The 25,763-nt window shown below is 40.5% G+C and carries 20 protein-coding genes; 13 read left to right on the forward strand and 7 right to left on the reverse strand.

Annotated elements, in window-relative coordinates:
* The first annotated feature begins 1 nt into the window (after position 1).
* The 13 genes from H3Z82_RS17915 to H3Z82_RS17975 all read left to right on the forward strand — a co-directional run bounded on the left by H3Z82_RS17915 (position 2) and on the right by H3Z82_RS17975 (position 12,465).
* Complete coding sequence (locus H3Z82_RS17915) at positions 2-1,063, forward strand: 2,3-butanediol dehydrogenase (protein ID WP_182206872.1); 1,062 nt, start codon at positions 2-4, stop codon at positions 1,061-1,063.
* A gap of 147 nt (positions 1,064-1,210) precedes the next feature.
* Positions 1,211-1,684 carry a Dps family protein gene (locus H3Z82_RS17920; RefSeq protein ID WP_182206873.1) on the forward strand — a complete coding sequence of 158 codons (474 nt, stop codon included), beginning with the start codon at positions 1,211-1,213 and terminating at the stop codon, positions 1,682-1,684.
* Between the two features lie 195 nt (positions 1,685-1,879).
* Positions 1,880-2,185, forward strand: a complete 306-nt coding sequence (hpf, locus tag H3Z82_RS17925; protein ID WP_182206874.1) for a ribosome hibernation-promoting factor, HPF/YfiA family — start codon at positions 1,880-1,882, stop codon at positions 2,183-2,185.
* 130 nt (positions 2,186-2,315) lie between these two features.
* The gene (locus tag H3Z82_RS17930; protein ID WP_182206875.1) at positions 2,316-2,939 is read left to right on the forward strand and encodes a trimeric intracellular cation channel family protein; all 624 of its coding nucleotides are present in this window, start codon (positions 2,316-2,318) and stop codon (positions 2,937-2,939) included.
* A gap of 83 nt (positions 2,940-3,022) precedes the next feature.
* Positions 3,023-4,354, forward strand: coding sequence for an L-lactate MFS transporter (locus H3Z82_RS17935; protein ID WP_182206876.1), 1,332 nt, complete (start codon positions 3,023-3,025; stop codon positions 4,352-4,354).
* Between the two features lie 169 nt (positions 4,355-4,523).
* A complete protein-coding gene (locus H3Z82_RS17940) occupies positions 4,524-5,405 on the forward strand; it encodes a pirin family protein (protein WP_182206877.1) in 882 nt (293 codons plus the stop codon).
* 22 nt (positions 5,406-5,427) lie between these two features.
* Positions 5,428-6,363, forward strand: a complete 936-nt coding sequence (locus H3Z82_RS17945; RefSeq protein WP_235982488.1) for a ring-cleaving dioxygenase — start codon at positions 5,428-5,430, stop codon at positions 6,361-6,363.
* Positions 6,364-6,371: 8 nt separating this feature from the next.
* Positions 6,372-6,989 carry an alpha/beta hydrolase gene (locus tag H3Z82_RS17950; protein WP_182206878.1) on the forward strand — a complete coding sequence of 206 codons (618 nt, stop codon included), beginning with the start codon at positions 6,372-6,374 and terminating at the stop codon, positions 6,987-6,989.
* A gap of 20 nt (positions 6,990-7,009) precedes the next feature.
* Positions 7,010-7,360, forward strand: a complete 351-nt coding sequence (locus H3Z82_RS17955) for a cupin domain-containing protein (protein WP_182206879.1) — start codon at positions 7,010-7,012, stop codon at positions 7,358-7,360.
* A 460-nt stretch (positions 7,361-7,820) separates the two neighbouring features.
* On the forward strand, positions 7,821-9,068 hold the full coding sequence (locus H3Z82_RS17960; protein WP_182206880.1) for an amidohydrolase family protein: 1,248 nt from the start codon (positions 7,821-7,823) through the stop codon (positions 9,066-9,068).
* 56 nt (positions 9,069-9,124) lie between these two features.
* Entirely contained in the window at positions 9,125-10,345 is a 1,221-nt protein-coding gene (locus H3Z82_RS17965; protein WP_182206881.1) for an NADH:flavin oxidoreductase, read from the forward strand.
* A gap of 72 nt (positions 10,346-10,417) precedes the next feature.
* Positions 10,418-11,611, forward strand: coding sequence for an MFS transporter (locus tag H3Z82_RS17970; RefSeq protein WP_394368120.1), 1,194 nt, complete (start codon positions 10,418-10,420; stop codon positions 11,609-11,611).
* A gap of 122 nt (positions 11,612-11,733) precedes the next feature.
* The gene (locus tag H3Z82_RS17975; RefSeq protein WP_182206883.1) at positions 11,734-12,465 is read left to right on the forward strand and encodes an MgtC/SapB family protein; all 732 of its coding nucleotides are present in this window, start codon (positions 11,734-11,736) and stop codon (positions 12,463-12,465) included.
* Positions 12,466-12,557: 92 nt separating this feature from the next.
* Here the strand turns inward: H3Z82_RS17975 and H3Z82_RS17980 are convergent, their stop codons facing one another.
* The 7 genes from H3Z82_RS17980 to H3Z82_RS18010 all read right to left on the reverse strand — a co-directional run.
* Positions 12,558-14,897 (reverse strand): patatin-like phospholipase family protein, encoded by a 2,340-nt coding sequence (locus H3Z82_RS17980; protein WP_182206884.1) that lies wholly within the window; start codon positions 14,895-14,897, stop codon positions 12,558-12,560.
* Between the two features lie 155 nt (positions 14,898-15,052).
* Positions 15,053-17,254: an FUSC family protein gene (locus tag H3Z82_RS17985; RefSeq protein ID WP_182206885.1), complete on the reverse strand. Its 2,202-nt coding sequence runs from the start codon at positions 17,252-17,254 to the stop codon at positions 15,053-15,055.
* 383 nt (positions 17,255-17,637) lie between these two features.
* Positions 17,638-19,578 carry an OmpA family protein gene (locus H3Z82_RS17990; protein ID WP_182206886.1) on the reverse strand — a complete coding sequence of 647 codons (1,941 nt, stop codon included), beginning with the start codon at positions 19,576-19,578 and terminating at the stop codon, positions 17,638-17,640.
* Positions 19,579-19,598: 20 nt separating this feature from the next.
* Positions 19,599-20,528: a PorP/SprF family type IX secretion system membrane protein gene (locus H3Z82_RS17995; protein WP_182206887.1), complete on the reverse strand. Its 930-nt coding sequence runs from the start codon at positions 20,526-20,528 to the stop codon at positions 19,599-19,601.
* Between the two features lie 16 nt (positions 20,529-20,544).
* Positions 20,545-21,789 carry a gliding motility-associated C-terminal domain-containing protein gene (locus H3Z82_RS18000; RefSeq protein WP_182206888.1) on the reverse strand — a complete coding sequence of 415 codons (1,245 nt, stop codon included), beginning with the start codon at positions 21,787-21,789 and terminating at the stop codon, positions 20,545-20,547.
* 2 nt (positions 21,790-21,791) lie between these two features.
* Positions 21,792-23,282 (reverse strand): CshA/CshB family fibrillar adhesin-related protein, encoded by a 1,491-nt coding sequence (locus H3Z82_RS18005; protein ID WP_182206889.1) that lies wholly within the window; start codon positions 23,280-23,282, stop codon positions 21,792-21,794.
* A 3-nt stretch (positions 23,283-23,285) separates the two neighbouring features.
* Positions 23,286-25,763 (reverse strand): hypothetical protein (locus tag H3Z82_RS18010; protein ID WP_182206890.1); only part of this gene is annotated, 2,478 nt, incomplete at its 5' end.

Below are 25,763 nucleotides of genomic sequence, written 5' to 3' on the forward strand. Positions count from 1 at the left end.
TATGGAGATGATGAAAGCCGCACGCTGGCATAAGGCAAAAGATATAAGAGTAGAAGAAACTAAAGTGCCTTCACCAAAAGAAAATCAAGTAAAAATTGCAGTAAAATTTGCCGGAATTTGCGGATCAGATTTGCACGAATACAACGCCGGACCACAACTAATCCCAGTTGAAGAACCCTACGCTCTTAACGGGCATCAGGGAACAACAACCCTTGGACACGAATTTTCGGGCGTCGTTGAAGACGTAGGCAACAACGTAAAAAACATAAAAAAAGGCGACCGAGTAACAGTAGAACCCATTTTTAGAAATCCAGAAAGTCCTTTTATAGTCACCGGAGAATACAACCTTTCAGAACCGCTCGGTTTTGTCGGATTGACCTCCAATGGAGCCTTTGCAAAACATGTAGTGGTAGAAGACTATATGGTACATAAAATGCCCGATTCCATGACTTTTGAACAAGGCGCTATTGTGGAGCCTGCAGCGGTGGCGGCATACGCAGTACAACGCAGTGGTATGAAAATGGGAGATACCGTATTCATCATCGGTGCAGGTCCCATTGGTTTATTAACCGTTCAAGTCGCTTTGGCAACTGGTGCTTCTCAAATTTTCGTTTCAGACCTTTCTGAAAACAGATTAAAGAAGGCCAAGGAAATTGGAGCTACCCATACTTTTAACGCCAAAGACAAAGACATTACTCAAAAAATCAAGGAAATCACGGGTCATGGTGTTGATGTTTTTATCGATGCTGCAGGCGTGCAAGCCACCTTTGACACGGGCATCAACAGCTTACGCAACGGTGGTACGGCTGTCTTGGTGGCTCTCTTTGGAGAAAAAGTGACTCACGACGCCCTAAACCAAACCTTGAGGGAGTTGACCATTATTGGTACAGCTGCCTATCGCAACATCTTTCCAGAGACTATTGCGCTGATTAGCAGTGGCAGATTGCCTGTAGAAAAGTTAATTACCAGTGTAATATCTTTAGTTGAAATCGTAGAAAAAGGTTTTGAGGCACTTACCAAAGACCCATCCGAAGTAAAAATATTGGTTGATATCAACCTTTAATTAATCAAGATTTTTGTACTTTATCCAATAGCCTCGGATGAACAATTGCACGAACTATAAAACATTAATTTTTCAATTAAGAAACGAATAAAATAATTAACCAACCTGTAGAAACAAATCAAATTATAAATTTAAAAACTAAGAAAAATGACAAAATTAAATTCAATTGGATTAGACATCCAAAAATCCAAAAATCTTGCAGAAAAACTCAATGAACTTTTAGCCGATTATTCTATCTTTTATCAAAACGTACGTGGATATCATTGGAATATCAAAGGTGATAAGTTTTTCGAATTACACGACAAGTTCCAAGAGCTTTACGAAGATTTGTTTATAAAGATTGACGAAGTAGCTGAACGAATTCGGACGTTAGGCCACACACCAAATCACAAGTTCTCCATTTATCAGAAAGACGCAAAGATTAAAGAAAGCTCTGAAGTAGCTGATGGTATTCAGGATATGAAAGATACACTTGAATCTTTTAAAACCATTATCATTCTACAACGCGAAATTCTTGAATTATCTGCAGACGCAGAAGACGAAGGTACCAATGCCTTGATGAGCGATTATATTCGCGAACAAGAGAAACTGGTTTGGATGTATTCAGCCTATTTGAAATAATTTAAACAGCCATCAGTTTTGAGAGACTGAAAATGGATCTAAGATTGAAATACGTATGTAAAACAATGTTCAAAACATCTTTCTATTGTTTAATGCGCATGTTGTTTTAAGTATTACAGTCCTATTTCTGAATAAAATACCTCGGGGCAGTTTCCCGAGGTATTCAAATTTACTAATCTTTAGAAATATATATATATGCAACACACAGATCACATTTCGGGAATAAAAATTAACATTGAGGCGGTAGATATCACTATTGGAGACGATGTCAAAGATACGATACGTAAAGTTATCACCCGTTTGAGTCGGTTTTATGACAGAATTGAATGGGCAGATATCTATTTGGAGGATAAAAAAGAAAAAAGCACGAAACAAAAACAGGTCAGCATCCGGTTAGGTATCCCAGGCAAGGATCCTTTCGCTTCCGAATATGGAGATGATTTTCATGCCCTGTTGACCGACGTAGAAGATAAGTTACAGAAACAATTGGAGAGAAGATAAAGTGTCTTCACTACAAAAGAATTACTTCCGTCAAGATCCATCACAAATTACTTTTCAATAAATCTGGGACACAACGGGACTTTTAAACCCTACATATTATAGATAGCTTAACTCTAAAATCAACCAAACAATGGAATCTCTCAGAATAATTGAAATTGTCGGTACGGCGGCTTTTAGTATTGCAGGTGCGTTTGCGGCCATGGAGAAAAAACTGGATGTGTTTGGGGTTTTTATCATTGCCTTTATAACTGCTTTGGGAGGCGGAACTCTACGCGATGTTCTCATTGGCAAAGTCCCCGTCAATTGGATGCTCGACCTGAGCTCGGCAGTGGTTGTGCTAATCACCACCGTGACAGTCCTCTTTTTTAAAAGCGTGATAAAAAATTATCATAATGTGCTACTGTTTTTCGACTCTATCGGACTCGGATTTTTTACGGTGGTTGGTATTCATACTGGAATTGCGCTCGATTTACATCCCGTTATCAGCATTTCATTAGGCACTATTACCGCGTGTTTTGGTGGCGTTATTAGAGATGTATCCTTAAGCAATATCCCTCTTATTTTCCAAAAAGAAATTTATGCGACCACCTGTATTTTTGGAGGCCTCATTTTTTTCATTTTGTCATGGCTGGGGGTGCCAAAAATGCCGGTTGAAATCATTTGTCTCGTTTCCATCGTAGTTTTTCGACTGTTATCGGTGAGATATCATTGGCATTTACCTACCATTTACAAACCCGAGCAACCATCCTCCTAGACCTTTTCAAAATCTGAGATAAACCAGATAATGGGATAAAAGAAACAGTTCTCGTAAGATAGAAGCCGCCAAACCTGAAATATATGCAGATTGATACTTCAACCAATGCCCGCAAAGAACATCTCAGTCAGCGGAAGAGAATCAATTTGAATCGTTGGTTTATTGTTTTTATGGGAACTCTTCTTCAGCTGGTACTAGGCACCATCTATGCATGGAGTTTTTTCCAAAAACCAATCATGACTGCTTATGGTTGGAGCAACGTCCAAACTATTTGGATATTTAGCTTGGCTATTCTCTTTCTCGGTCTATCTGCAGCTGTTGGAGGGATTATACTTCCAAAATATGGCCCCCGCAAATTAGCAACGCTCGGAGCACTACTTTATGGCGCTGGTTATTTGATCAGTGCATACGCTATGCACATAAACAGTTTGACTCTTTTTTATCTCGGCTATGGTGTTATTGGTGGTATTGGTTTGGGCTTAGGCTACGTAACTCCAGTGGCGACAGCCGCAAAATGGTTTCCCGAAAAAAAGGGAATGGTCACCGGAATGGTGGTTATGGGTTTTGGCTTGGGTGCGTTAATTATGTCAAAAATTATTGCACCAATATTGATGGACATGACCAATGGAAATATGGTAAAGGTATTTTTCTTTATTGCTATAATCCTAATGGTTATTGGAGCTCCTGCTGCTTGGAGTATGAAAAACCCACCAGCAGGATTTGTTCCCGAAGGCTACTCTCCTCCCCTAAAGGATGCAGTTATACAGACTGACGAAGATAGTTTAACGGTCAAAAAAAGTTTGCTCTCCACCAAATTCTTGGGCATGTGGCTCATTTTCTTCCTCAATATTTCGGCAGGAATACTATTTATTGGCTTGCAATCCCCAATGATTCAGGATTTATTAAAGGCAAAAGATCCAGCATTGAGTACCGAAGATCTTGCAGCGGCAGGTGCAACCCTGATAGCCATCAGTTCATTATTTAATGGTGTTGGACGATTCTTATGGGGCGCAATTTCGGATAAAATTGGACGAATTCAAGTTTTTAGACTGATTTTAGGGACTCAAATCTTGGTTTTCATTCTTATGATATTTACGAGTAGTCCATGGATTTTTGTTTTTTTAGTGTGTTATGTACTTCTCTGCTACGGAGGTGGATTTGGCGCCATGCCATCATATATTTTAGACGTATTTCCCGCAAAACTTATGCCTATTGTTTATGGTGTCATTCTCACTGCTTGGTCAATAGGCGGTATAGTTGGTCCGCAACTTGCGGCGTTTATCCGCGATTACTATGTCAATACCCCAGATATGATAGGGCCCAGAACCTACACGGCAGGTATTGTTTTATTAGGCATTGGCTTATTGATAAGCTTTTCACTTTCCAATAAATCGGTCACTGAAACCGGCGTTTAGTCGGGTTTTTTGCGTGTTACAAACAGGACCCCAAAGTGACTTTTTTTATAGTATTCAAAAACCTGAATGTCGGAAATTATATGTATAAATTTCCATCAGAAAATTGTATATTCGAAGACTCAGGGTTTCGATACCCACTGATGGGAATAACTTTTAACAGATTTTAATTATGTCAAATATCAAACTGATAATAGAAGAAAGAGCTGCCAACATAGGAAAATTTATGGTAGGACGTCTATTACCGTTCAGACAAAAACGCATGGTGGGACCGTTTATTTATATCGATCATATGGGGCCCGTTAAATTAAGTGAACGTGAAAATTTTGATGTACTGGCGCATCCCCATATCGGACTCTCTACACTTACATTTCTATTTGAGGGCAGTATAATGCACCGAGATACTTTGGGCAATGCAGTAGAAATAAAGCCAGGTGCAGTCAATTGGATGACCGCTGGAAAGGGTATTGTTCATTCAGAACGAACTCCAGAATATTTACGCGACTCTCAATTATACATGCATGGCTTACAGATTTGGGTGGCATTACCAAAAGAATTTGAGCTGATGGATCCGCAGTTTTCTCATATTGAAGAAAAAGAAATCCCAAGCTGGAAAGAAGGCGATTTACAATTTAAACTCGTGGCAGGCGAAGCTTTCGGCAAACAATCGCCAGTGCCTGTTTTTAGCAAACTGTTTATGTTGGAGATAAAAAGCAAAACACAACAGACTGTTAATATTGGTCATGAGCTTTTTGGCGAATCGGGTTTATATATTCTTGAAGGCGCTATTGAAAGTGACGGGAATGTGTATGAGCCGAAACAATTGCTTGTGGCAAAAGACAGTACTCTTTGTGAGTTTATAATTCAGGAAAATAGCACCATTTATATTTTTGGCGGCGAGCCATTTGAAGAAGAACGTTTTATAGATTGGAACTTTGTGTCATCAAATAAAGAGCGTATTGAACAAGCCAAAGAGAAATGGAAGAATCAATCCTTCCCTAAAATTGAAGGCGAAGAGGATGAATATATTCCGTACCCAACACCGAAATTTTAACCAAAGAAACAATTTAAAAATTATGAACAATATATTAGGATTACACCACATTACCGCCATTGCTGGCGACGCTCAACGCAATTATGACTTTTACACCAAAACGCTTGGGCTCCGATTGGTCAAAAAGACCGTTAATTTTGACGACCCACAAACCTATCACTTTTACTTTGGAGACGAAGTAGGCAGCCCAGGAACCATTCTCACCTTTTTCCCTTGGGCAAATGTTAGACAAGGCCATAACGGCGCTGGGATGGCCACAGAGATCGGCTACTCCGTTCCAAAAGGAAGCCTGGATTTTTGGAAATCCCGTTTTGAAGAACATAATGTAAATCATAAAGAACTCAGTGAACGGTTCGGAGAAAAACACCTGACTTTTCAAGATCCAGATGGATTATATCTCAGTTTAATCGAAACAAAACACCAGGATGATCGAAAAGGTTATGCAGCCTCTGATATTACAACCGATGTTGCCATTAAAGGATTTCATACGGTGACCTTGACCTTAAATAATATCACCGCCACGGCCGCTATCCTGACCGAAGTATTTGGTTATAAAAAGATCAAAAACGAAGGAAATTTAACCCGATATCAAACCGATGCAGTAGAAAATGCAGCTTTGGTAGATCTGTTGGAAGAGCCACAAGCTCCGAGAGGTTTAAATGCTGGAGGCACCAATCATCATGTGGCCTTTCGGGTGAAAGACGAAGCAACATTGATGGCAATGAGAGAAAAAGTTGTGGCAAGGGGTTTACATATCACCGAGAAAATTAATCGGGACTATTTCTTTTCCCTCTATTTCCGTGAGCCGGGAGGGGTTCTGTTTGAAATTGCAACGGACAATCCTGGATTTGCAACGGATGAAACGGTAGAAAATCTTGGAAGCTCGCTCCAATTGCCCGATCAATATAAAGCAATGCGAGATAAAATTGAAAAGGCACTTCCAGAACTTAAAATGTAAATAAAATTATGCACAAGAAAAATATACAGTCAGCGGGAAAATCATTAAAAGATGCCGATAAAGCTTTAATTATGGTCCACGGTCGGGGTGCCGATGCTCGGGATATCTTAGGTCTGGCATCGCATTTTAATGTGGACAAATATGCATTACTTGCCCCGGAGGCCACAAATAATACCTGGTACCCCTACTCCTTCATGGCCAATCCTGAGCAAAATGAACCATGGCTTTCTTCTGCTCTTAATTTACTCAAAGACATGGTTGATGACATAACAGCGCAAGGTATAACCGCAGAAAATATTTACTTCCTAGGCTTTTCTCAAGGCGCATGTCTGACCTTGGAATTTGTAACGCGCCATGCTCAAAAATTTGGTGGTGTTGCTGCATTTACCGGTGGACTAATTGGCGACAAGATAAACCTGGAGAATTACTCTGGTGATTTTAACGACACTCCGGTGTTTATCGGGACTGGAAATCCAGATCCCCACGTCCCGTTATCACGCGTCCATGAAAGTGTTCATATCTTGGAAGAAATGAATGCCAAGGTTTTTCTGCAGGTACACGACGGACGTCCACATACCATCTCTCCAGATGAGGTGGAAGAAGCCAACCGCGTAATTTTTAGTTGATATTATTAAAAATTTAAGCCATGATTAAAATCACCAAAGTTTATAGCGATGAAAATGGAGACAGTCAATTTGAGGATATTGAAATGCCATTAAAGAATGATGGTGAAATTGGTTTCCTTTCTGATGAAATTCCCGTTAAGGACATTGTTTTTAGGACAGTAAAGCCAGATTATGATTATGATTTTCATAATGCACCTCAAAAGCAATACATCATATTGTTAGATGGCGAAATTGAAATTGAAACCTCATTGGGTAAGAAAAGAATATTTAAAGGTGGCGACATCTTGTTAATGGATGATACTGAAGGTAAAGGCCACAAAACAAGAAATCTTCAGAATATTGAAAGACGTTCTGTTTTCATCACACTTTAAACATTCAACCAACTTTTATGTCCAATTAACTTTATATTTAAGGCTGTGACGAAGAATTTCTATTCGTCACAGCTTATAGCCACCACTTCTACTCGGTTATCTAAATAATAGCAATGATATGGACTCGCAGGATGGCACTTTTCATTCCCAAACCACCTCATATTATCATCATTCTGCCACGGTCAATTCCAATTTGACTGATTTTTTGAAAATCTCTTTTAGATAGAATAAGAACCTCGGGGCATTAAAACTCACTGCTGGGAAAAATCCAATCCTACTATTGTGTGTTAAAACCCAAAAACCTTTCGATAATCTTAGTTTCACTGACCAAGATCAGTTCTATATTGGAATTATAGCTGTAGATTATCAAACAATTCACTGAAGCTTCTTAACTGAAGCCGATTAGGGATTGAACCAATCCTAATCACAAAAAGTAATATTCACTTCAAATAAATATAAAATGAAAAAAAAATTCTTTAATGCGAAAATTTATCGCAATGATGCCGCAACCGAAATGATCGTGGAAAATGGAAAAATTAACCAGATCGGGGCTAATTTACCAAAATGCGACGAAGAGATTGATCTTGGAGGCAAACTAGTTTTACCACCTTATGTCGATCCGCATTTGCATTTGGATTATGTCTATACCTTATCTGAACTTGGACAGGCAGGAGCTGGCTCAGGCACTCTGTTTGAAGCCATTGAATTATGGCCTAAATTCAAGGAAACGCTCACAGTAGAAAGTGTAAAACGATTGGCGATGAAAGGAATTAAAGATGAAGTTTCTCAAGGTGTACAACATATCCGTACCCATATTGATGTGACAGATCCAAACTTTACAGCACTAAAAGCCATGTTGGAAATGAAGGAAGAGCTGAAGGACATTGTTGATATTCAGATTGTTTCCTTTCCACAGCAAGGGATGTACATGTATAAGGGCGGACTTGAATTAGTGGAAGAAGCGCTAAAAATGGGAGCTGACGTCGTGGGAGGAATTCCACATTATGAACCTGCACGAGAATTCGGAGAAAAATCGGTGCACGATATTGTCCGTCTTGCTCTAAAATACGATAAAATGATTGATGTGCATTGTGATGAAACTGATGATACCCATTCGCGTTTTGTCGAGTTATTGAACGCTCTTGTCCTTATGGAAGACTATGGCACCAGAACCACAGCAAGTCACACCTGTTCGTTTGGTTCAGCTGATAATTCCTATGCCTTTAGGATGATGGATTTATTCCAAAAAAGTAAGATGAACTTTATTTCCTGTCCTACAGAAAATGCCTATTTACAAGGACGTCAGGACACGTACCCAAAGCGTAGAGGATTGACCAGAGTAAAAGAATTTATGGAATCAGGTATTAATGTGGCGTTTGCACAAGATTCCATTAACGATCCGTGGTATCCAATGGGGAATGGGAATATGATGAACATTCTTGACAATGGCATCCACTTGGCGCAAACGATGTCTCCAAAAGAGATTGAGATCGTTTTTGATTTGATCACCTACAATGGCGCCCGTTGTTTAAACATACATGATAGTTACGGGTTAGAAGTAGGTAAAGCGGCCAACTTTATTGTTCTTAATGAATCAACCGTATATGAAGCAATTCGTAAACGAGTAGACGTCTTGGCATCGGTTAGAAATGGTGATTTCCTATTCCGTCGTAAAGAGATGGCTTATGATATCCCGTTGAGCTTTTAAAATGCTTTGTTTCTAAAATTGTATCTATTTTCACAAATAAACTTAAGACTATTTAAATGAATAATTTATCACAATCAAATGAGGTTCCAGATGTTTTCTCACCTGCAAAACTCGGACCTATAACATTACCAAATCGGATCATAAAGGCAGCAACAAGTGAAGGTAGAAGCCCTGAAGGAAAAGTAACACAGTCTCTCATTGATTTTCATCGTGGTTTCATCGAAGGCGGAACCGGGATGACTACTTTAGCTTACTGTGCTATATCTTCTGAAGGATTTGCAGCACCCGGAGAAATTTTAATGATTCGTGAAAATATTCCTGGTCTTCAGAAATTTACCCAAGCAATGCATGATGCAGGCGGAATGGTTTCTGCCCAACTTGGTCACGCCGGGCCGGTTGCACACAAGAGTATCACTGGCGTGCAACCGATAGCACCCTCTCGGTTTATGAATCCGACAAGTTTTCAAGTTTGTCGAGAAGTTACCAAAGAAGAAATTTCGAAACTTATTACGCAATTTGCTGATGCGGCCGAAGTTGCCGCCGATGCTGGATTTGATGCCATAGAACTTCACTTTGGTCACCTATATATTGTCTCTGCTTTTTTTAGTCCATGGATTAACAAGCGAAAAGATGAGTATGGAGGATCTATTGAAAACCGAACCCGATTTGCAAAGGAAATTCTTCTTGCCGTAAAAGAACGCATTAAAGATCGCGTTGCAATTATTGTTAAAATCTCAATGGATGACGGTATTAAAGGATCTATCTGGCTGGATGAAGCAACAGAAACTGTAAAAATTCTTGATCAAACAAAAGCTGTTGATGCTTTTGAACTAACAATGGGTTCATCCGTATATAAACAAATGTACCTTTTCCGCGGGGATACAGATATTGATGGTATGGCAGCAACTCAAACAGGTATATTCAAGTTAGGCGTAAAACTATTCGGAAAAAAAATGCTGGGTGAGTATCCGTACGAAGATTTATACATGTTAGAGTCAGCCAGACAATTTCAGCCTATCGTAAAAAATGCACAAATAATCTTACTCGGTGGGATTAATGACTATTCACACCTGCAAATTGCCATGGGACATGACTTTTCTTTTGTGGCATTGGGAAGAGCACTCTTACGCGAGCCGGATTTAGTAAATAAACTAAAAGATAAATCACAACTTGAGGGAAGATGTATTCATTGTAATAAATGCATGTTTACCGTTTACACAACCACCAATTGTGTGTTTACAAAAGAGTATGCAACCTCTTCTAAATCTGCGATATAAAAATTAAATAGAAGGTTGTTGCCGAGATCTCTTAGTTATTATTGAAAAAACCAAAAGGTCAAGGCAACTTTAATTTCATTCAAAATAAATTATATGAGTAAACAACATATTACGGAACAAGCCAAAAGTGTTTTTCCGTGGCTGATCATGTTCTTAATGTCGTCAGTTACCTTTGTAGGAATACTGTCTGAATTGATGCCTTCAGGCGTCCTCCCATTAATGATGTCCGATTTGAATATCAGCGAGGTGCAAACAGGAAACTTAGTGGGTTATTATGCCATCGCATCTGCAATTTTTGCTATCCCACTCATCTCTTTGACCATGCAAGTCAACCGTAAATATTTGTTGATGATCTTGCTTGGAGGATTTGCCATTTCCAATATAATCGCCGGACTTGTCCACAATTACACCATCATCATTATTTTGAGGGTTATTGGTGGTATTTGTGCCGGAGTTATGTGGCCAATGATTGCAGCCTACGGGATGCGATTGGTGGATGAAAAGGACCACGGAAAAGCCATCGCCGTAATTATGGCAGGAACAACTTTGGGTATCAGTGTGGGTATGCCGATCATGACCGCTATAGGAAATGATTATGGCTGGCGAACCGAATTTATTGGACTTGGTGTCTTTATTATTGTTATCGCATTAATCAGCTTTTTTGCATTGCCCTCCATTCCAGGTGAAAAATTGACGAAAAGCTCATCGCCATTCGCACTTTTAAAGATACCAGAAGTATTAATCGTTTTATTGCTTACCCTACTTGGCGTTATAGCACACTATGGCGTTTATGTGTATATCACAAGTCTGGTTGATGAAATTCAGTTGGCAGGAGGTGTTGAAAGTGCCTTATTGTTTTTTGGCATAGGCTCTTTGATTTCTGTACTGTTGGCCATAAAATATACCGATAAATACTTAAGACTGCTTACCATAGCCATGTTTGCCTTGCTGATCATCTCTATGATTATTTTTCTAATGTTCGGAAGCACAACCGGGATGGGACATTTTGCTTTCTTTTTATGGGGAGTTTCTTTTGGACCTTTGGTTACTCTGTTGCAGGCAGCGGTAAGTAGACAGGTAGAAACGGCGAAAGACGTGGCCACATCCGTTCAGTCTTCTGTCTTCAACCTGTCCATTATGATAGCATCTTCTGTTGCGGGACTATTACTCGGGATTTACTCTCCAATGAGTTTAGTTTACCTTGCCATTGCGTTGTCAATACCGGGGATCATTATTTCATTTTTTGCTAAAAAGTCATTGAGTTGATATTTGAGTTATGGCACCTTATGACTATGTTTGTGGTTCGTTTTTCGTGTTGGGAATTTAAATGGATGACATCATCATATTCCTTACATGATATCGGTTTTGAACAATAATAAAGTAATTATATGGATGGATCTGTGGAGATAACCGAATACATTTTTCGCATTGGTGCCGCGTTTTTGTTGGGTGGGATTATCGGCTTTGAACGACAGTGGCAGCAAAAAGATGCCGGATTAAGGACTAATACCTTAGTTGCCATCGGTGCAGCATCTTATGTACTATTATCTTTAGATCTACATAGTCTGGCAGGAGGAGATCCTGGAAGGGTTACGGCACAGATAGTCACCGGCATCGGTTTTATCGGTGCTGGCGTTATCATGAAAGATGGATTTGGTGTGAGAGGTCTAAATACCGCAGCCACTATCTGGTGTTCAGCTGCGGTGGGAACCCTAGCCGGGATGGGATTCTTCGCTGGAGCAATAGTGACTACCACTGCCGTTGTTTTGTCCCATTTGATTCTCAGACCTATAAGTGTGCGATTATCAAAACTTTCAGCATACCGTAAAACAAAAGTTAAAGAAACCTATTATCAAGTTTCTATTCAGTGTTCTTTAAATATTGAATCAAACGTTCGGTTTTGGGTGTTAAGCCATATTGAAACCAATGACCAATTACTTCTTCGCTCGATCAATAGAGATATTATAGAAACAAATCCTGAAGAGATTATTATTCAAGTTGAGGTAGCAACCATTGGCAATCAAGAAAATTTATTGGAAACCTTGGTGACCAATCTGATCATGAAACTGGAAGTTACCCGGGCTGGATGGAAGTTAGTGGGCCAAGAAACGGAGTTTTAAATGAATATTGTTTAAGATGAACACTTTCACTACGACGGATAAAAATGTGACACTAATTATATCCTTTTGCAGAGAAGACTATAATGGTCCTATCAATTAGAGCGATTTAGAGGAAATCCGATGCCAATAAAAAATCTGAGGTTATTGGTGCTATTCACCCATGACAGATCAAAGTTTACAGGCCCAAGAATTGATTTATAAGAAACCATTGTTCCAACCGAAGCCAATAAACTGGGATCATCGTAGTTTTCCCACTTCCCTTTGGCAGAAAAAGCATTGGGTAAATAATCATTAAAGGTACCGTAACCTACAGAAGCGATTTCAAAATGTGGCGTAAAAAATAAATTCCTAATCGACTTTATTTGAAGCCCAAAACCAACCTTTATAAATTGACTTACGGCCAACTCGCTTTCCGTCAATCCGGAAAATGTATAATTGTCGCGTCTTGGATCGATAATATTTCCTCCTAAAAAATATTTAGCGCCATAACCAAAGGTTGAAAATAAAAACTCATTTTGTTTGCTATAACCTTCAAATAGGAAACCCGAATTCAGGCTGACAATTCCTGTCAAATTAGATGCAAGTGGCACCCGCTCTTCAAATCCAAGACTCAATTTTGTATAGTTGTTGCTAGGCACATCTAATACCATTACATTAGGATCTATATAGGTGACATGGATATTATTGTGCAGTGCCCTTGACAAAACAGCTTGAATATGACGGCCATTGGTTGGGTATAGCACATCATTTAAATTGCTATAGTTAAATTGTGCATAGAACTCATAAGTTGAAAACCTATATTTTTTTAAACTAAGAATATTGTTTTTAACTTCAGGATCGATGGTTGGTTTTAATTGGGTGTATTTATGTTTGACACCAAAGCCCACATAACTTTTCAATGAGCTTAAATTTCTATTAATCTGATTGTCAAATTCAAAATAATTTAATTTGACCTCATCAACTGTTTTTCCTTCAAGAAATATTTTTTGCTCAAGAAGTTGACCAAAAACTTCAGTTCTCCACCACCAATCCCGATCACTACCAAAATTCTTCTGGTATTGTACTCTCGCTTTTGGCTGCTTGGCAATATCCAAGGTTATGAGCGATCGTGACGCGTCACCTATAATATTTCTACCGGTATAGTTCATGATAAGTCCCGCACCACGATAACCATCAAAATGTAAAGATCCTTTAAGCTGATGTTTTGATTTTTCAACACCTTTTAATATAAGGCCAAATTTACCATCTTCCCTAAGCCGCGTAAATTCAATATCTTTAAAAATTGTAGTTCCCATGGCTCTACCTAAACCATCTTCAATGTCTTGAATTGTATATGCCTTATGAGGCTGTATGGCAGTTCTGGCTTTAACAAGCGCCAAATTTGACTGACTAATATCCTGATAGACTATGCTATCAAATACAAATTCAGTTTTAGTGGCTGGGAGCTCATGTTTTCTTTGTTCATAATTTTTCAGTCTTTCAGATAAAGCAACCAACGCATCAATTTGTTGATTTGTAGCTATTTTTCCTTCTTCATAAATTGCATTCGCTTTGAAAAAATCTGATGTAGTATGGGTCAAATATGGGGCATGATCAATGAGAATATCACAAAGTTCACGATTTGCGGGCCGTTTTTTATTGCTGTTCATCATTGTTCCTTGAAACAATAAAGCACTAATACTAGTTAAGCTTTCAATCGTCTTGGGGTCCGATCCAACATCACTCCCAATAATAATATCTGCACCTAAGTTTTTAGCAATATCTGCCGGAAAATTATTGAGCAATCCACCATCTACTAAAAGTGTATTTTTATGTCGTACTGGCGAGAAAACCCCTGGTATTGACATACTGGCACGCATGGCAACTGCAAGAGACCCATGGTCCAAAATAACCTCTTCTCCATTTATAATATCAGTGGCAACCGCTCTAAAAGGTATGGGCAAATCATCAAACTCTTCAATTTCGTAACTTGGAACAGCAAGAAACGAAATAAACTCTCTTAAATTCTGATCGTTAAGAATATAAAGACCGGTATTAATATTCCCGTTTTTGAAATCCAATTCAATCAAGTACTTATTATACTCGCTCTTTTCTTCAGCACCTACCTTATTCAGTGATACTCTTCCCCCCAATAATTTTTCCCAATTTGCATTTTTTGTAAGGCTGGCAATACTATCGCCTGAATATCCCATCGCATAAAGTCCTCCTACAATACTCCCCATACTGTTGCCGACAATTAAGTCTGGCACAATATGCAAAGAATCCAATACTTGAAGCGTGCGAATATGCGCAATCCCCTTTGCTCCTCCTCCACTTAAAACCAACGCCACTTTCGGCTTATTTTCTTGAGCAAAAACAAGCTGTGAAAATCCCACGCAAAACAGAAATAGGAATAAACTCAAATTGATTTTTGATTGTATATTTTGGATCATGGAACGAATTATTGTTTCAAATATAAAAGCATATTAACAATGATGTGACAAAAGTAATTCAAAATTAGTCCAATGCTCAGCTAAAACTTGGATTCAGACTTTTAATAAATGTTTATGGGTATTTAATATAATACGAACTAAAAATTGTAATGTCATCAATTCAGCTCCATAGATTCGGTTAATTTGAGCATTTGACCACTGGTAGAATAAAGCCATTCCAATTGTTCCCAAACCAGATGGGCCTCTTGAAATCCACGTAACGCTTCCTTATCCTTAGATGTTAAGTTAATAATTTTTGAAGCTTCAAAAAAACGTTTATTTTCAGGAGATATTATCATACCATCGCAGGTTTTGTTTTGTAAACATTGGACGACTCGCTCTAAATTATACTCTATTTTTTCTGTAGCAGCTATGAAACGTTCGGACGCCTCAGTCGTATCGTAATGCTTTATATAAGTACTTAATGAGGCCATTGATGCCAAAAAATCATGGTTCAAGACCACCAGTTCGTAGATTTTATCTATGTTTCGCTGTTTGGATTTGGGTTCCTGGGTCATGCGCTGAAAGGCAGAACTAAGGTTTGAGGTTTCTAAAAAAGCTTGTTTGCGTGCAATATTATAGGAGGTTGGAATATGTCCTTTAAGTTGATAATATGCGGTGATTTTATTAAGAAAATCCTTGTTGGCATTCACACTTTTTATGATACTATCCTTGATGTCCGTAAACTCCCAAGTGGGCCACAGCCACAGCAGAGCAGCATAAGACAGTCCCGCGCCAACCAGGGTGTCCAAGATGCGAAATTTTATTAAACTTGAGACATCAGGGATAAGAATGGCATAAATAAAGACCACACTCAATGTGATGAAAGTTGCTGAAGCTTTATAGTTTTTTTGCACCAAGGAAATGGCAATTACCAAAGAAATAATGCCCATAATGGCGTACACATAGGGGTCTTGTATGAGAAAAACCACGCCAAAAGCAATTGCTCCACCAATAAGTGTCCCAATCATACGGTCCTTGGCTCGGTTTCTCGTGAGTCCGTAACTGGGCCGCATGATAACAATAATAATCAATAAAATAGAATAGGGATTCTGAAAGGCAAAAATTGACCCGAGCGCATATCCGATCATTACGGTAACCGCCAATCTAACGGAATGCCGAAAAATAGCCGATTTGAAACTAAAGCTTCTAAAATATAATGACGGATCATAATCTTGGGGTACGATAAAGCGTCTGGCTTTTTTCCTATCTATTAAATCGGTTTCTGCAAGTTCATGGTCTCCTAAAAGCCATTTTATTCTTTTAAGTTTTTCCGATTGTTTTTCTTGATACCCGAGCAGATTTTGAAGCATAAGATATTCTTCGTAATACTCAGTCTCCCGAAGTAAGGCCACCTCATGTCTCACCTTTTCAAAACACTGGTTCATAGTCGCATTCTTCGGTAGTTTCCGCGAATCATTGCCTGCTTCGAACATTAGCCGTAATTGAGCAGACATTTCAAAGATCAGGTCTTGAAATCTTTTAACATATTGCGGATGTGCTCTAAAGAGCGCATCCATCCGATCATAATTCACCGGATTGGCAATGGCCGTTTCCAACATTTCTATCAATTGGGCAAATATCAACAGGCGTCTATTCTGATAATTTGACCAACCAGAGGCCTTTCTGGAAAGGATCAAAATTTCCCGTAAGGTTTCATGGTTCGTGGTTAAATCACTTTGTAGTTTAAGTAATTGAGACTGTAATTTTTCATGGTCCTCATTTGGATCCATCAATTTTCCCCTTGTTTCTATAAATTCTGCGGTAAGTAAATATGTTTCGGATAAAAACTCTTCTGTTTCAGCCTTTGGATTGATACGATACCACACCTTAGAAAGCAGCAAATACCAAAGTCCACCAGCTCCCAACAACAAGGCATACTGATAAATTTCCAATTCGGATTCGAGCGAAAAACTCAATACAAAAGCCATTAGACCAGAGAAACTGATAAGCGATGCTCGGAAACCATATACCGAAATTAAAGCAATAGCAAAAGTGATCAAGCCCAATATGGGAAGTAACAGCCAGAGCTCGACATCTAGATAACCCTTAATGAAACTGACTATCATAATCAATGTTGCAGACATAAGAATGCCAAACTTTTTATGTCTAAAACTGCCAATGACATCGCTTGGCGAACTCCAAAAGGCACCAAAGCTCAGTGCCAATCCAATTTCAAGGTATCCAAACCTAAGACCTATAAGTACAGGTAAAGTAACAGCGATACCTACCCGGATGGCTTTTGAAAAACTGATGCTTCTTAAAAACTGTAACAGCTCTTTAATATTCTCGGAAATAAAAACGCTTACAGTACTCAAGGTAAATTGGTTTATTTGCTAATATAGGGCTTATTGCAAAATTGATTGTGTCTCAAAAATAAATATCTTCGGTCAAGATAAGAATTAGTTCAACCATCAAACGCAGTTGTACTTTGTTTATGGGTTTTGCCTGCCGCAGTAGACAGGGGTTTGGATTCCGACCAAAAACGGGAATGGTTCAACCATCAAAACCCAATGCGCATCGCTTTTGGGATTTGCCTGCCAATCGGAAGACAAGTGTTTCACAAAAAAACCGAAGACATTGCTTCGGTTTCTAAGATATATTCCAAAAATTCTAATTTGTGCTTAATAACAGTGGTTCACTCTATCTTTTAAATGATCCTATCAGAATTCTCATCTCTACGAAATCTGCGGGACTATTTCTAATCTATAATAATAAACTCAGAGCGCCTGTTTTCCTGATGCTCTTCAGCAGAACATGGAACGCCATTGCTACATTTGTTCACCAATCTGCTTTCTCCAAATCCTACGGCCTGCAATCTCGATTCCGGGATGCCATTATCAACCAAGTATTTAAGCGTGGAGGTTGCACGACGTTGGGAAAGCTTTTGATTATAGGCATCATTTCCTCTACTGTCAGTATGCGACCTAATCTCCAGTCTTATGTTAGGATACTGGTCAAGTACAGCCAAAACCTTCTCCAATTCTACCTGGGCATCTTTTCTAATATCTGATTTATCAAAATCAAAATAAATGATTGGAATGTTCAGCACCTTGGCCAAGTCGGTTCCTGTAGCTAAAGGAACTTCATTAGTCTGCAGTTGGAAGTCGATGCGCTGATGCGCCAAATTTGCCTTGGACAAATGTTCATCAGAATCATACCTTTCCTTGGTTGCTTTCACGAAATATGAATCAAACTTATCGGTTTCAACGGTATAAAAGCCTTGGTGATTGGTGAGAACCTGCTTATAGATCTTATTGTCAGAATCGGTCAACACGATATTGGCACCTTCAATTGGTTGTCCGGTTTGTTTATCGGTAACCAAACCTTGGATCTGTGCAAAATAGACATCAATGATTGGCGCTGTTTCCAAAAAGGTATAAATATTATCGTAAACAAACGTACCTTCAGTCTCTGCACGGTTGGAACTTATAAATCCTCTACGAGTGGACGGATCGATGCCAAACGCAAAATCATCGGCATAAGTGTTGATCGGAGCACCAACATTTAAAAGATTGCCAAAACCGTCCTCTTTAATTTTTATATAAAACACATCCAAACCACCCAATCCAAAATGGCCATCGGACGAGAAATACAGTTCATGGTCAGCAGAAACAAACGGGAAGGTCTCTTTACCCCTGGTATTGATTTCGGGGCCCAGGTTTACCGGCTCACCAATGCTACCATCGGTATTTATAGTAGACACATAGAGATCTGACGCTCCATAGCCTCCAGGTCTATCCGATGAAAAGTAGAGCTTTGTTCCATTTGGACTCAATGCCGGGTGTGCGGTGGAAAAATGATCACTGTTGATGGACAGTTCCTCAGCTTTCTGCCATTTGTTGTTGATTTTTTCTGATCTGTAGATCTTTAATTTTTGATCGTCCTTTCTGTTTTTGGCTGTGATATTGCTCCGTGTAAAGTACATCGTATTATTGTCTGCGGTAAAAACTGGTGACGATTCATGGAACTTACTGTTCAGGCTCCCGGTAAGCTTTTCGGAATGGCCAAGAGCTTGGTTCAGCGAATCGAGCTCGATACTGTAAAGTGACAAAAAACTAAGACCGTCCCAGGCGCTTCTTTTGTTTAAAAGCGTTTTCGTATCGTTTGTTGAGGCGTAATATAAGGTGTTTCCAGTCTTGAAGTAGCCGAATGAGATCTTCTCTTCATCGTACACCTTTTGCAAGGTCTTTATGTCATATCTTCCCGAATTTTGCTCGATGATATCGGCGTAATTTCGAGCTTTCTTTCCTGTTACGTGGTCGTTTTTGGAAGCAAAAACGTCATAGTATTCTGAGGCTTTATCAGTATCACCCATAGCTTTTAAAGCTTGGGAATAACGGAGATAGACAATGTCATTTTCAGGGTTTGGATTAAGTTCAAAAAGGTTTCCATACCATTTTACAGCTTGATCATATTGAGCGTTGAAGTAATAACTGTTGGCCAGTTTTGTAAAAAGTTCTTCGGATTGATGGCCTTTTTCTGCAACGGCCAAATAGATCTTTTGGGCATTGACATAATCCAATTTTTCATAGTTCTCAGCGGCTTTTTCCATTTTTTTATCCTGTCCGTGAACCAAAGCGATGTTTGATAGACCGATAAAAAATACAAGGAAACTATATAGGGTAATACTATTTTTCATGACATCTTTTTTAAATACAGTTAAAAGAATCTTGGATTGACTTTCGCTCTCATTCTGGTGCCAAGTTCGAAACGCAGAAATATCTCGTGTGAGCCATCATTATAATTGCCCAATGCGGTGGTATCGTAATCATAAGAATAACCGATCATGATACGGTCCGAGACCTGGAATCCTGCCAGAGCACTGACCGCTGCATCAAGACGGTAGGCCAAGCCTAAAGTAAAACTATCGTTCAACAAAGCGTTGGCCGAGAAATCAAGAGCCAAGGGTGCTCCAACAACGGCTTTGGCCAAAATAGCCGGTTTCAACTTGAAGTTCGGATTAATATCAAATACATAGCCCCCTATTAAGTATACGTGGGTCTTTTCTGTAGCAGTGGACACTTGGACATCGTCGTAATGTTCAGTTTCCAACATATTGGGCGATGAAAGCCCCACATACCATTTTTCGGTATGCAGATATACACCTACGCCAACTACGGGCGAGCTGTTGTTCTGTTGTCTGAGATCATAATCGTTGGGATCGTAGATGTTCAATTTGTTCGGGTCCAAGTCCCAAATGGAGACTCCACCCTTCATCCCAAAGGACAGTTTCAGATCGTTTGCCATGGGTATGGTATAGGAGAAATCTGCGGTGACCAGACTCTCCGACGAGGGACCAATCTGATCGCTGGTAAAGCCAAGTCCCAATCCAACACCTCTCACACCAATGGGCGAGTGCATTGAAAAGTTTAGAGTTTTTGGAGCCCCATCCAGACCTACCCATTGGTTGCGATAGACCCCAAGCATACTTAAAGAGCCACGTGAACCTGCATATGCCGGATTCACACTTATAGTATTGTACATATATTGGGTGTATTGTGAGTCTTGCTGTGCCCGAGCAGTGGGCATCATAAATAGCAGACTTCCGAATAATACGAGTACAAGAAGGTTTGATTTTTTGATAGTCATAAGAATTCGATTCATGTTATTCTGAACTTAGATATAAAAATCCTGCCTGTTTATGAAAATTTTGTTCCACGTCTAAGCCATATTGGTATTCAAGAATATAATAATAGGTTCCAAATGGTAATTTTTCAGAGTTCTTCATGGTTAAGCGTCCAGAGGAAAAGCCATCAAATACGTTGCCGTTGACTCCGTAATCGTTGGTTTCAAAGACCTTTACACCCCAGCGGTTAAATACCTGGACTTTTAGGTTTTTGGCGCACTCATTGCTGTTGGACAGATCAATCAGGAAAAAATCATTCTTGCCATCGCCATTGGGCGTCACTGAGTTATAGACCACAATGTTACAAGGCAGTACGAGATCGGATTTGACCCGTGCAAAAGTAAAGACGCCATAATCATTTACTGCTGTTGTAACGGTCTGGTTGTCGATGTCGATTGCACCACCTTCGTCCACCCACATGTTTGTGGCGGCATTCCAACGTACTATGGTCAAATCTCCAGCTTCAGCACCAGCAATCATGGTTGCAGGCGTGGTTGCATCTCTCCAAGACAGTGTGATCAGTCCGTTATCGGTGTTGCTGCTGTTCTTTTCGATAGTCCAGTATTCCTGATGGTCAATTTCCTTGATCACCCCCGCTTTTAGTGCATGTGGGTAAAGCGGATCGGAATTCTCAAAAAAGTATTTGCCCTCAAAAAAGGCGTCGGCATTTTCAGGATCGGATATCCCAGCAAAGCGGTAGTAACCACCATCGCCGATAGGGAAGGTAAATTCATTTTCGCCCAATTTGTTTACAGGCCCGTCCACATGGCTATCATCTGACGTGTTGCTATGGAAGGCATTAGTATTGAAAGTGATTTCACCTCCAAAGTTGTCGTTGTCCACAATGCCATCATAAAAATCAGATTCGCCACTGATATGCAGATGTCCCAATAACTGGAACGGCACCGCGTGGCTCGAATTGTTGAAATAGACATTATAGAGGTAACTGACATTTGTTCCGCTCAGCACCTGATCGGCACTGCCTATAAATCTGGTGAGTCCAGTGTTCAAATGAAAATCTACGATGCCATCGTTGTTAAAGTGGTTGTAGATAAAGGCATCGCCATCGTTAAAATACGAACCTGTGACAAGGTTGTCAAAACGTTCTACGGTTGAGAACTGCGTACCTTCACTGACGTACAATAGGCCTGAATTACTGGTCTGGCCCATCACATTAAAAGTAATGAGCAGGAAAATACATCTATGTAAAAAAGAATTTTTCATATTTAATTTTTAAATTTTCCTCTACTATGAATCATCGGATTGGTTACCGTAGGAGTTAAAATACGCAGCCTATGGTCTTCCACTTCCCCTGTATTAACAGTTTCCGTAGGTCCCATATTGGGTGTTTCCGACAGACGTAACCTTATAAAAGTACCATACGCCACCCGAGACGGTGGGACAGTCCATTCCATGACTACACTTCCCATGGCACCGCCGGTGGAAGGCGCAAAGACTTCAATTTTTTCACTTGGGTCAAACGTTCCACTTCGGTCAAAATCAATCCAACCTGCGATGTAACCATCGCTATGACTTCGATATGGGATAGTGGCAGTGATTAGGGAGTTTGGTACATAAACCTTATAAGAATAAGTTTTGAGGGCCTCTGGCCAAGCGTCTTCTTCAAGTGGTCCTGCTGTACCATGGTTATTATCACCCATCGCATCATATGAATGTAACGGAATCCGTTCTGTATCAGGAGCCGTACTGCCCAAATGGTTCAACTCATTATTTGGAATTAAACTACCTGGTTGGTAGCCTTCGGTATTGATGTTGGTTGAAGACGTACTTCCTGCGGCTACTGGTGCAATACCATCACCACTAAAGTTCAAGCTTTGAATCAAGTGCATTGGATAGCCATAAGTTTGCGGTGCATCTCCACCATCCACTTCGGGAGGCAATAAGCCTAAAGCTATGGCGGTTATACCACTTCCTTTAATTGTGGTCTCAATAGTTACAGAAAGATCAGGGTCACTTCCTGTCTTATTATAAGCAGATTCATTAAACTTTAAAAACGAGACCGCCATGGTTTGTTGGTCGTTTCCTCTAAGAAACTTCATGGTTCTCTGTGAAGTTGGAATGCTGCCAACATTTACAATCTCTTTTCGAACATTATACGCAGCACGACTTAAATTTTTCTTTACCTCCACCAAGTTCCATTCACCATCTGCAGTGGTATAAATATATTCTGAGGCAGATAAGGACTCTGCATCGGCTACCACCAATCCTGCAAGGCGGATTGGCACCCCATCTATGGTAGCTTTACACCTAATAGTGATGGTACTAAGACCACCCGAGGCTCTGTTTTGAATTCCTGAAACCAACCTATTGTTGCCGCCATTCCCACCAATATTGTACAGATCATCGAGGTAATCTCCCGAATAATTTCCAGGAGCGTAAGAGCTAACAGCACCTCCAGAAATGGCGGTGATTTCGGCATCAATACAAAGCCATTGATCATTTCCCAGCGGGATGGAAGCAAAGGATTTGTCACCGACAGCTAGTGGTTGGTTATGTCTTCCATGAGGGTAGTCAGCTTGGCTCGTAGACCCCCAAGTTAACCACAATACATCATTGATATAAGGGCTTGACCCACCAGTTGCAAATGAGGCCGTCACTATTTCGCCAGGATAGCACTGTGCTTGCAACTTGCTATAAGTTGCAAGCAATACAAATGCTATACCTAATATGATAGATTTTATTTTAGAATACATCATCAATTAAGGTTTTACAGAGAATACAATATTCATAAACGACGCCATGGTGACATCCGCATTGGCTCTAACATCATAAGTCAATATACCTGCATCAGTGACCGATACATTCTCAAACACACTCTCATCATACCAAGTGATAAAATAATCCAATTCACTGGCTGGTAATACTGGCAATGAAGTAGTAAAACCTGGGTTTTGGACCGTTGGCGTTCCGAACTGATCCTGATATTGCGCATAGAGGTCAATAGTACCAAACGTTCCTCCTGCAGGCATCTGATCTGCCGCTGTATAGACCACAATAGACGGCATATAAAAGAAGGTAGGCATGGCTGCTTTTAACTGCTTTATAACGCCAGATGTTCTGTCAATGACCATAATATTATCCTCAAAAGTACCCGTTTGCAATCCTGTCACGGCCAACGTATTGGCTGCACTTGTACTGATTGCGGTTGGCTTGATTAACGCCCCACCCAATTGAACGGCATCAGCTGTAGCATCAACGTTTAATCCGTTGTTTGCCTGTACGTCCAAGGCGTTGCTTGTCGTGTTTTTTACGAGTCCACTACCAGCAACATCAACATGAACTTTTGCAGGTGTTACTGCTGCATCTGCTAACTTAACGCTTGAGATCCCACCGTCTGCTACTCTTATATTGGCATCCACTAGGGTTGCTCCCGTACCGTCTGTAACGGTAATGGAAGTGTCGCCTGCAGTTAGGTCTTTAGGATTTACAACGCCGTTTGGACCTTGGGGACCTTGAGGGCCTTCTGGGCCTGTCGGACCTGTTAAATCTGAAGAGGTAAACGCTCCACCGTTTGTGTAATTGATAGTGAAGGTTCCATCATTGTTATCATCTATCGATGCGACACCAACGCCAGCAGCACCACTTGGACCTACTGGGCCTTGAATTCCTTGTGGACCTGTTGCTCCCGCAGGGCCAGTCAATCCTATAGGGCCTCGTTCACCCTGTGGACCTTGCGCGCCGTCTTGTCCATCAGCACCCGCTGGACCTTGTGGACCTTCTGGGCCTGTTGCTCCCGCTGGACCAGTCAACCCTATAGGGCCTTGTTCACCCTGTGGACCTGTTAAGTCTGAGGTTGTAAACGTTGAACCATCTGTGTAGGTAATTGTGAACGTGCCATTATTGTTATCAACCGTAGAGGCAATTCCATTTCCGTTAGCACCATCAACGCCTGCTGGACCTTGTGGACCTTCTGGACCTGTTGCTCCCGCTGGGCCAGTCAATCCTATAGGGCCTCGTTCACCCTGTGGACCTGTTAAGTCTGAAGTTGTGAACGTTGAACCATCTGTGTAGGTAATTGTGAACGTGCCATTATTGTTATCAACCGTAGAGGCAATTCCATTTCCGTTAGCGCCATCAACGCCTGCTGGACCTTGTGGACCTTCTGCGCCTGTTGCTCCCGCTGGACCAGTCAACCCTATAGGGCCTTGTTCACCTTGTGGCCCTGTTAAGTCTGAGGTTGTGAATGTTGAACCATCTGTGTAGGTAATTGTGAACGTGCCATTATTGTTATCAACCGTAGAGGCAATTCCGTTTCCGTCAACACCGTCAGTTCCATCAGCACCGTCCTGACCATCTGCTCCATCTTGTCCATCAGCACCCGTTGCAGCGATTCCTGTGTCAACACTACCGATTTCCCAGTTACCGTTAGTTCCGATTACTGGCGTATCTCCATCATCACCTTTATCACCTTTATTTCCTTGAATACCTTGATCTCCTTGTGGTCCAGTAGCAGCAATTCCAGTGTCAACACCGCCGATTTCCCAGTTACCGTTTGTTCCGATCACAGGGGTATCACCATCAGCACCGTCCTGGCCATCTGCTCCATCTTGTCCATCAGCACCCGTTGCAGCGATTCCTGTGTCAACACTACCGATTTCCCAGTTACCGTTAGTTCCAATTACTGGCGTATCTCCGTCCTGGCCATCTACACCCTTAGAAATTGTTACACTGTTTGTGCCATCAGTAATTGTGACTGTATCGTCACCATTATCAGTTACGGTAACAGAATTACCATCATCGCCTTTAGCTCCTTTTAGTGAATCTAAGAAATCTTGTTCCGTTCCTGTATTCCCTTCTGCAAACCAAGCATCATAAGCTGAAGCACCGTCAACACCATTAGTTCCATCAATACCATTAGTTCCGTCAGCACCCTTCAAAGAATCTAAGAAGTCTTGTTCTGTTCCCGTATTGCCAGCTGCAATCCACACATCATAAGCTGAAGCACCATCTACTCCGTCAGTTCCATTAGTTCCATCCACGCCGTTTGTACCGTCTGCACCGTCAACGCCATTAGTTCCAGCCGCACCAATCAATGAATCCAAAAAGTCTTGCTCTGTTCCTGTATTCCCTGATGAAAGCCAAGCATCATAAGCTGAAGCACCATCTACTCCGTCAGTTCCATTAGTTCCATCCACGCCGTTTGTACCGTCTGCACCGTCAGCGCCATTAGTTCCATC

It is taken from the genome of Gelidibacter maritimus (assembly GCF_014062315.1).
Classification (GTDB): Bacteria; Bacteroidota; Bacteroidia; order Flavobacteriales; family Flavobacteriaceae; genus Gelidibacter; species Gelidibacter maritimus.

Bases quoted from the DNA above. Each gene is read 5' to 3' on its own strand.
- H3Z82_RS17965 (WP_182206881.1), top strand. From the start codon at position 9,125: ATGAATAATTTATCACAATCAAATGAGGTTCCAGATGTTTTCTCACCT.
- H3Z82_RS17945 (WP_235982488.1), top strand. From the start codon at position 5,428: ATGAACAATATATTAGGATTACACCACATTACCGCCATTGCTGGCGAC.
- H3Z82_RS17935 (WP_182206876.1), top strand. From the start codon at position 3,023: ATGCAGATTGATACTTCAACCAATGCCCGCAAAGAACATCTCAGTCAG.
- H3Z82_RS17940 (WP_182206877.1), top strand. From the start codon at position 4,524: ATGTCAAATATCAAACTGATAATAGAAGAAAGAGCTGCCAACATAGGA.
- H3Z82_RS17980 (WP_182206884.1), bottom strand. From the start codon at position 14,897: ATGATCCAAAATATACAATCAAAAATCAATTTGAGTTTATTCCTATTT.
- H3Z82_RS17930 (WP_182206875.1), top strand. From the start codon at position 2,316: ATGGAATCTCTCAGAATAATTGAAATTGTCGGTACGGCGGCTTTTAGT.
- H3Z82_RS17995 (WP_182206887.1), bottom strand. From the start codon at position 20,528: ATGACTATCAAAAAATCAAACCTTCTTGTACTCGTATTATTCGGAAGT.
- H3Z82_RS17950 (WP_182206878.1), top strand. From the start codon at position 6,372: ATGCACAAGAAAAATATACAGTCAGCGGGAAAATCATTAAAAGATGCC.
- H3Z82_RS17990 (WP_182206886.1), bottom strand. From the start codon at position 19,578: ATGAAAAATAGTATTACCCTATATAGTTTCCTTGTATTTTTTATCGGT.
- H3Z82_RS17975 (WP_182206883.1), top strand. From the start codon at position 11,734: ATGGATGGATCTGTGGAGATAACCGAATACATTTTTCGCATTGGTGCC.
- H3Z82_RS18000 (WP_182206888.1), bottom strand. From the start codon at position 21,789: ATGAAAAATTCTTTTTTACATAGATGTATTTTCCTGCTCATTACTTTT.
- H3Z82_RS17960 (WP_182206880.1), top strand. From the start codon at position 7,821: ATGAAAAAAAAATTCTTTAATGCGAAAATTTATCGCAATGATGCCGCA.
- H3Z82_RS17955 (WP_182206879.1), top strand. From the start codon at position 7,010: ATGATTAAAATCACCAAAGTTTATAGCGATGAAAATGGAGACAGTCAA.
- H3Z82_RS17915 (WP_182206872.1), top strand. From the start codon at position 2: ATGGAGATGATGAAAGCCGCACGCTGGCATAAGGCAAAAGATATAAGA.
- hpf (WP_182206874.1), top strand. From the start codon at position 1,880: ATGCAACACACAGATCACATTTCGGGAATAAAAATTAACATTGAGGCG.
- H3Z82_RS17920 (WP_182206873.1), top strand. From the start codon at position 1,211: ATGACAAAATTAAATTCAATTGGATTAGACATCCAAAAATCCAAAAAT.
- H3Z82_RS18005 (WP_182206889.1), bottom strand. From the start codon at position 23,282: ATGATGTATTCTAAAATAAAATCTATCATATTAGGTATAGCATTTGTA.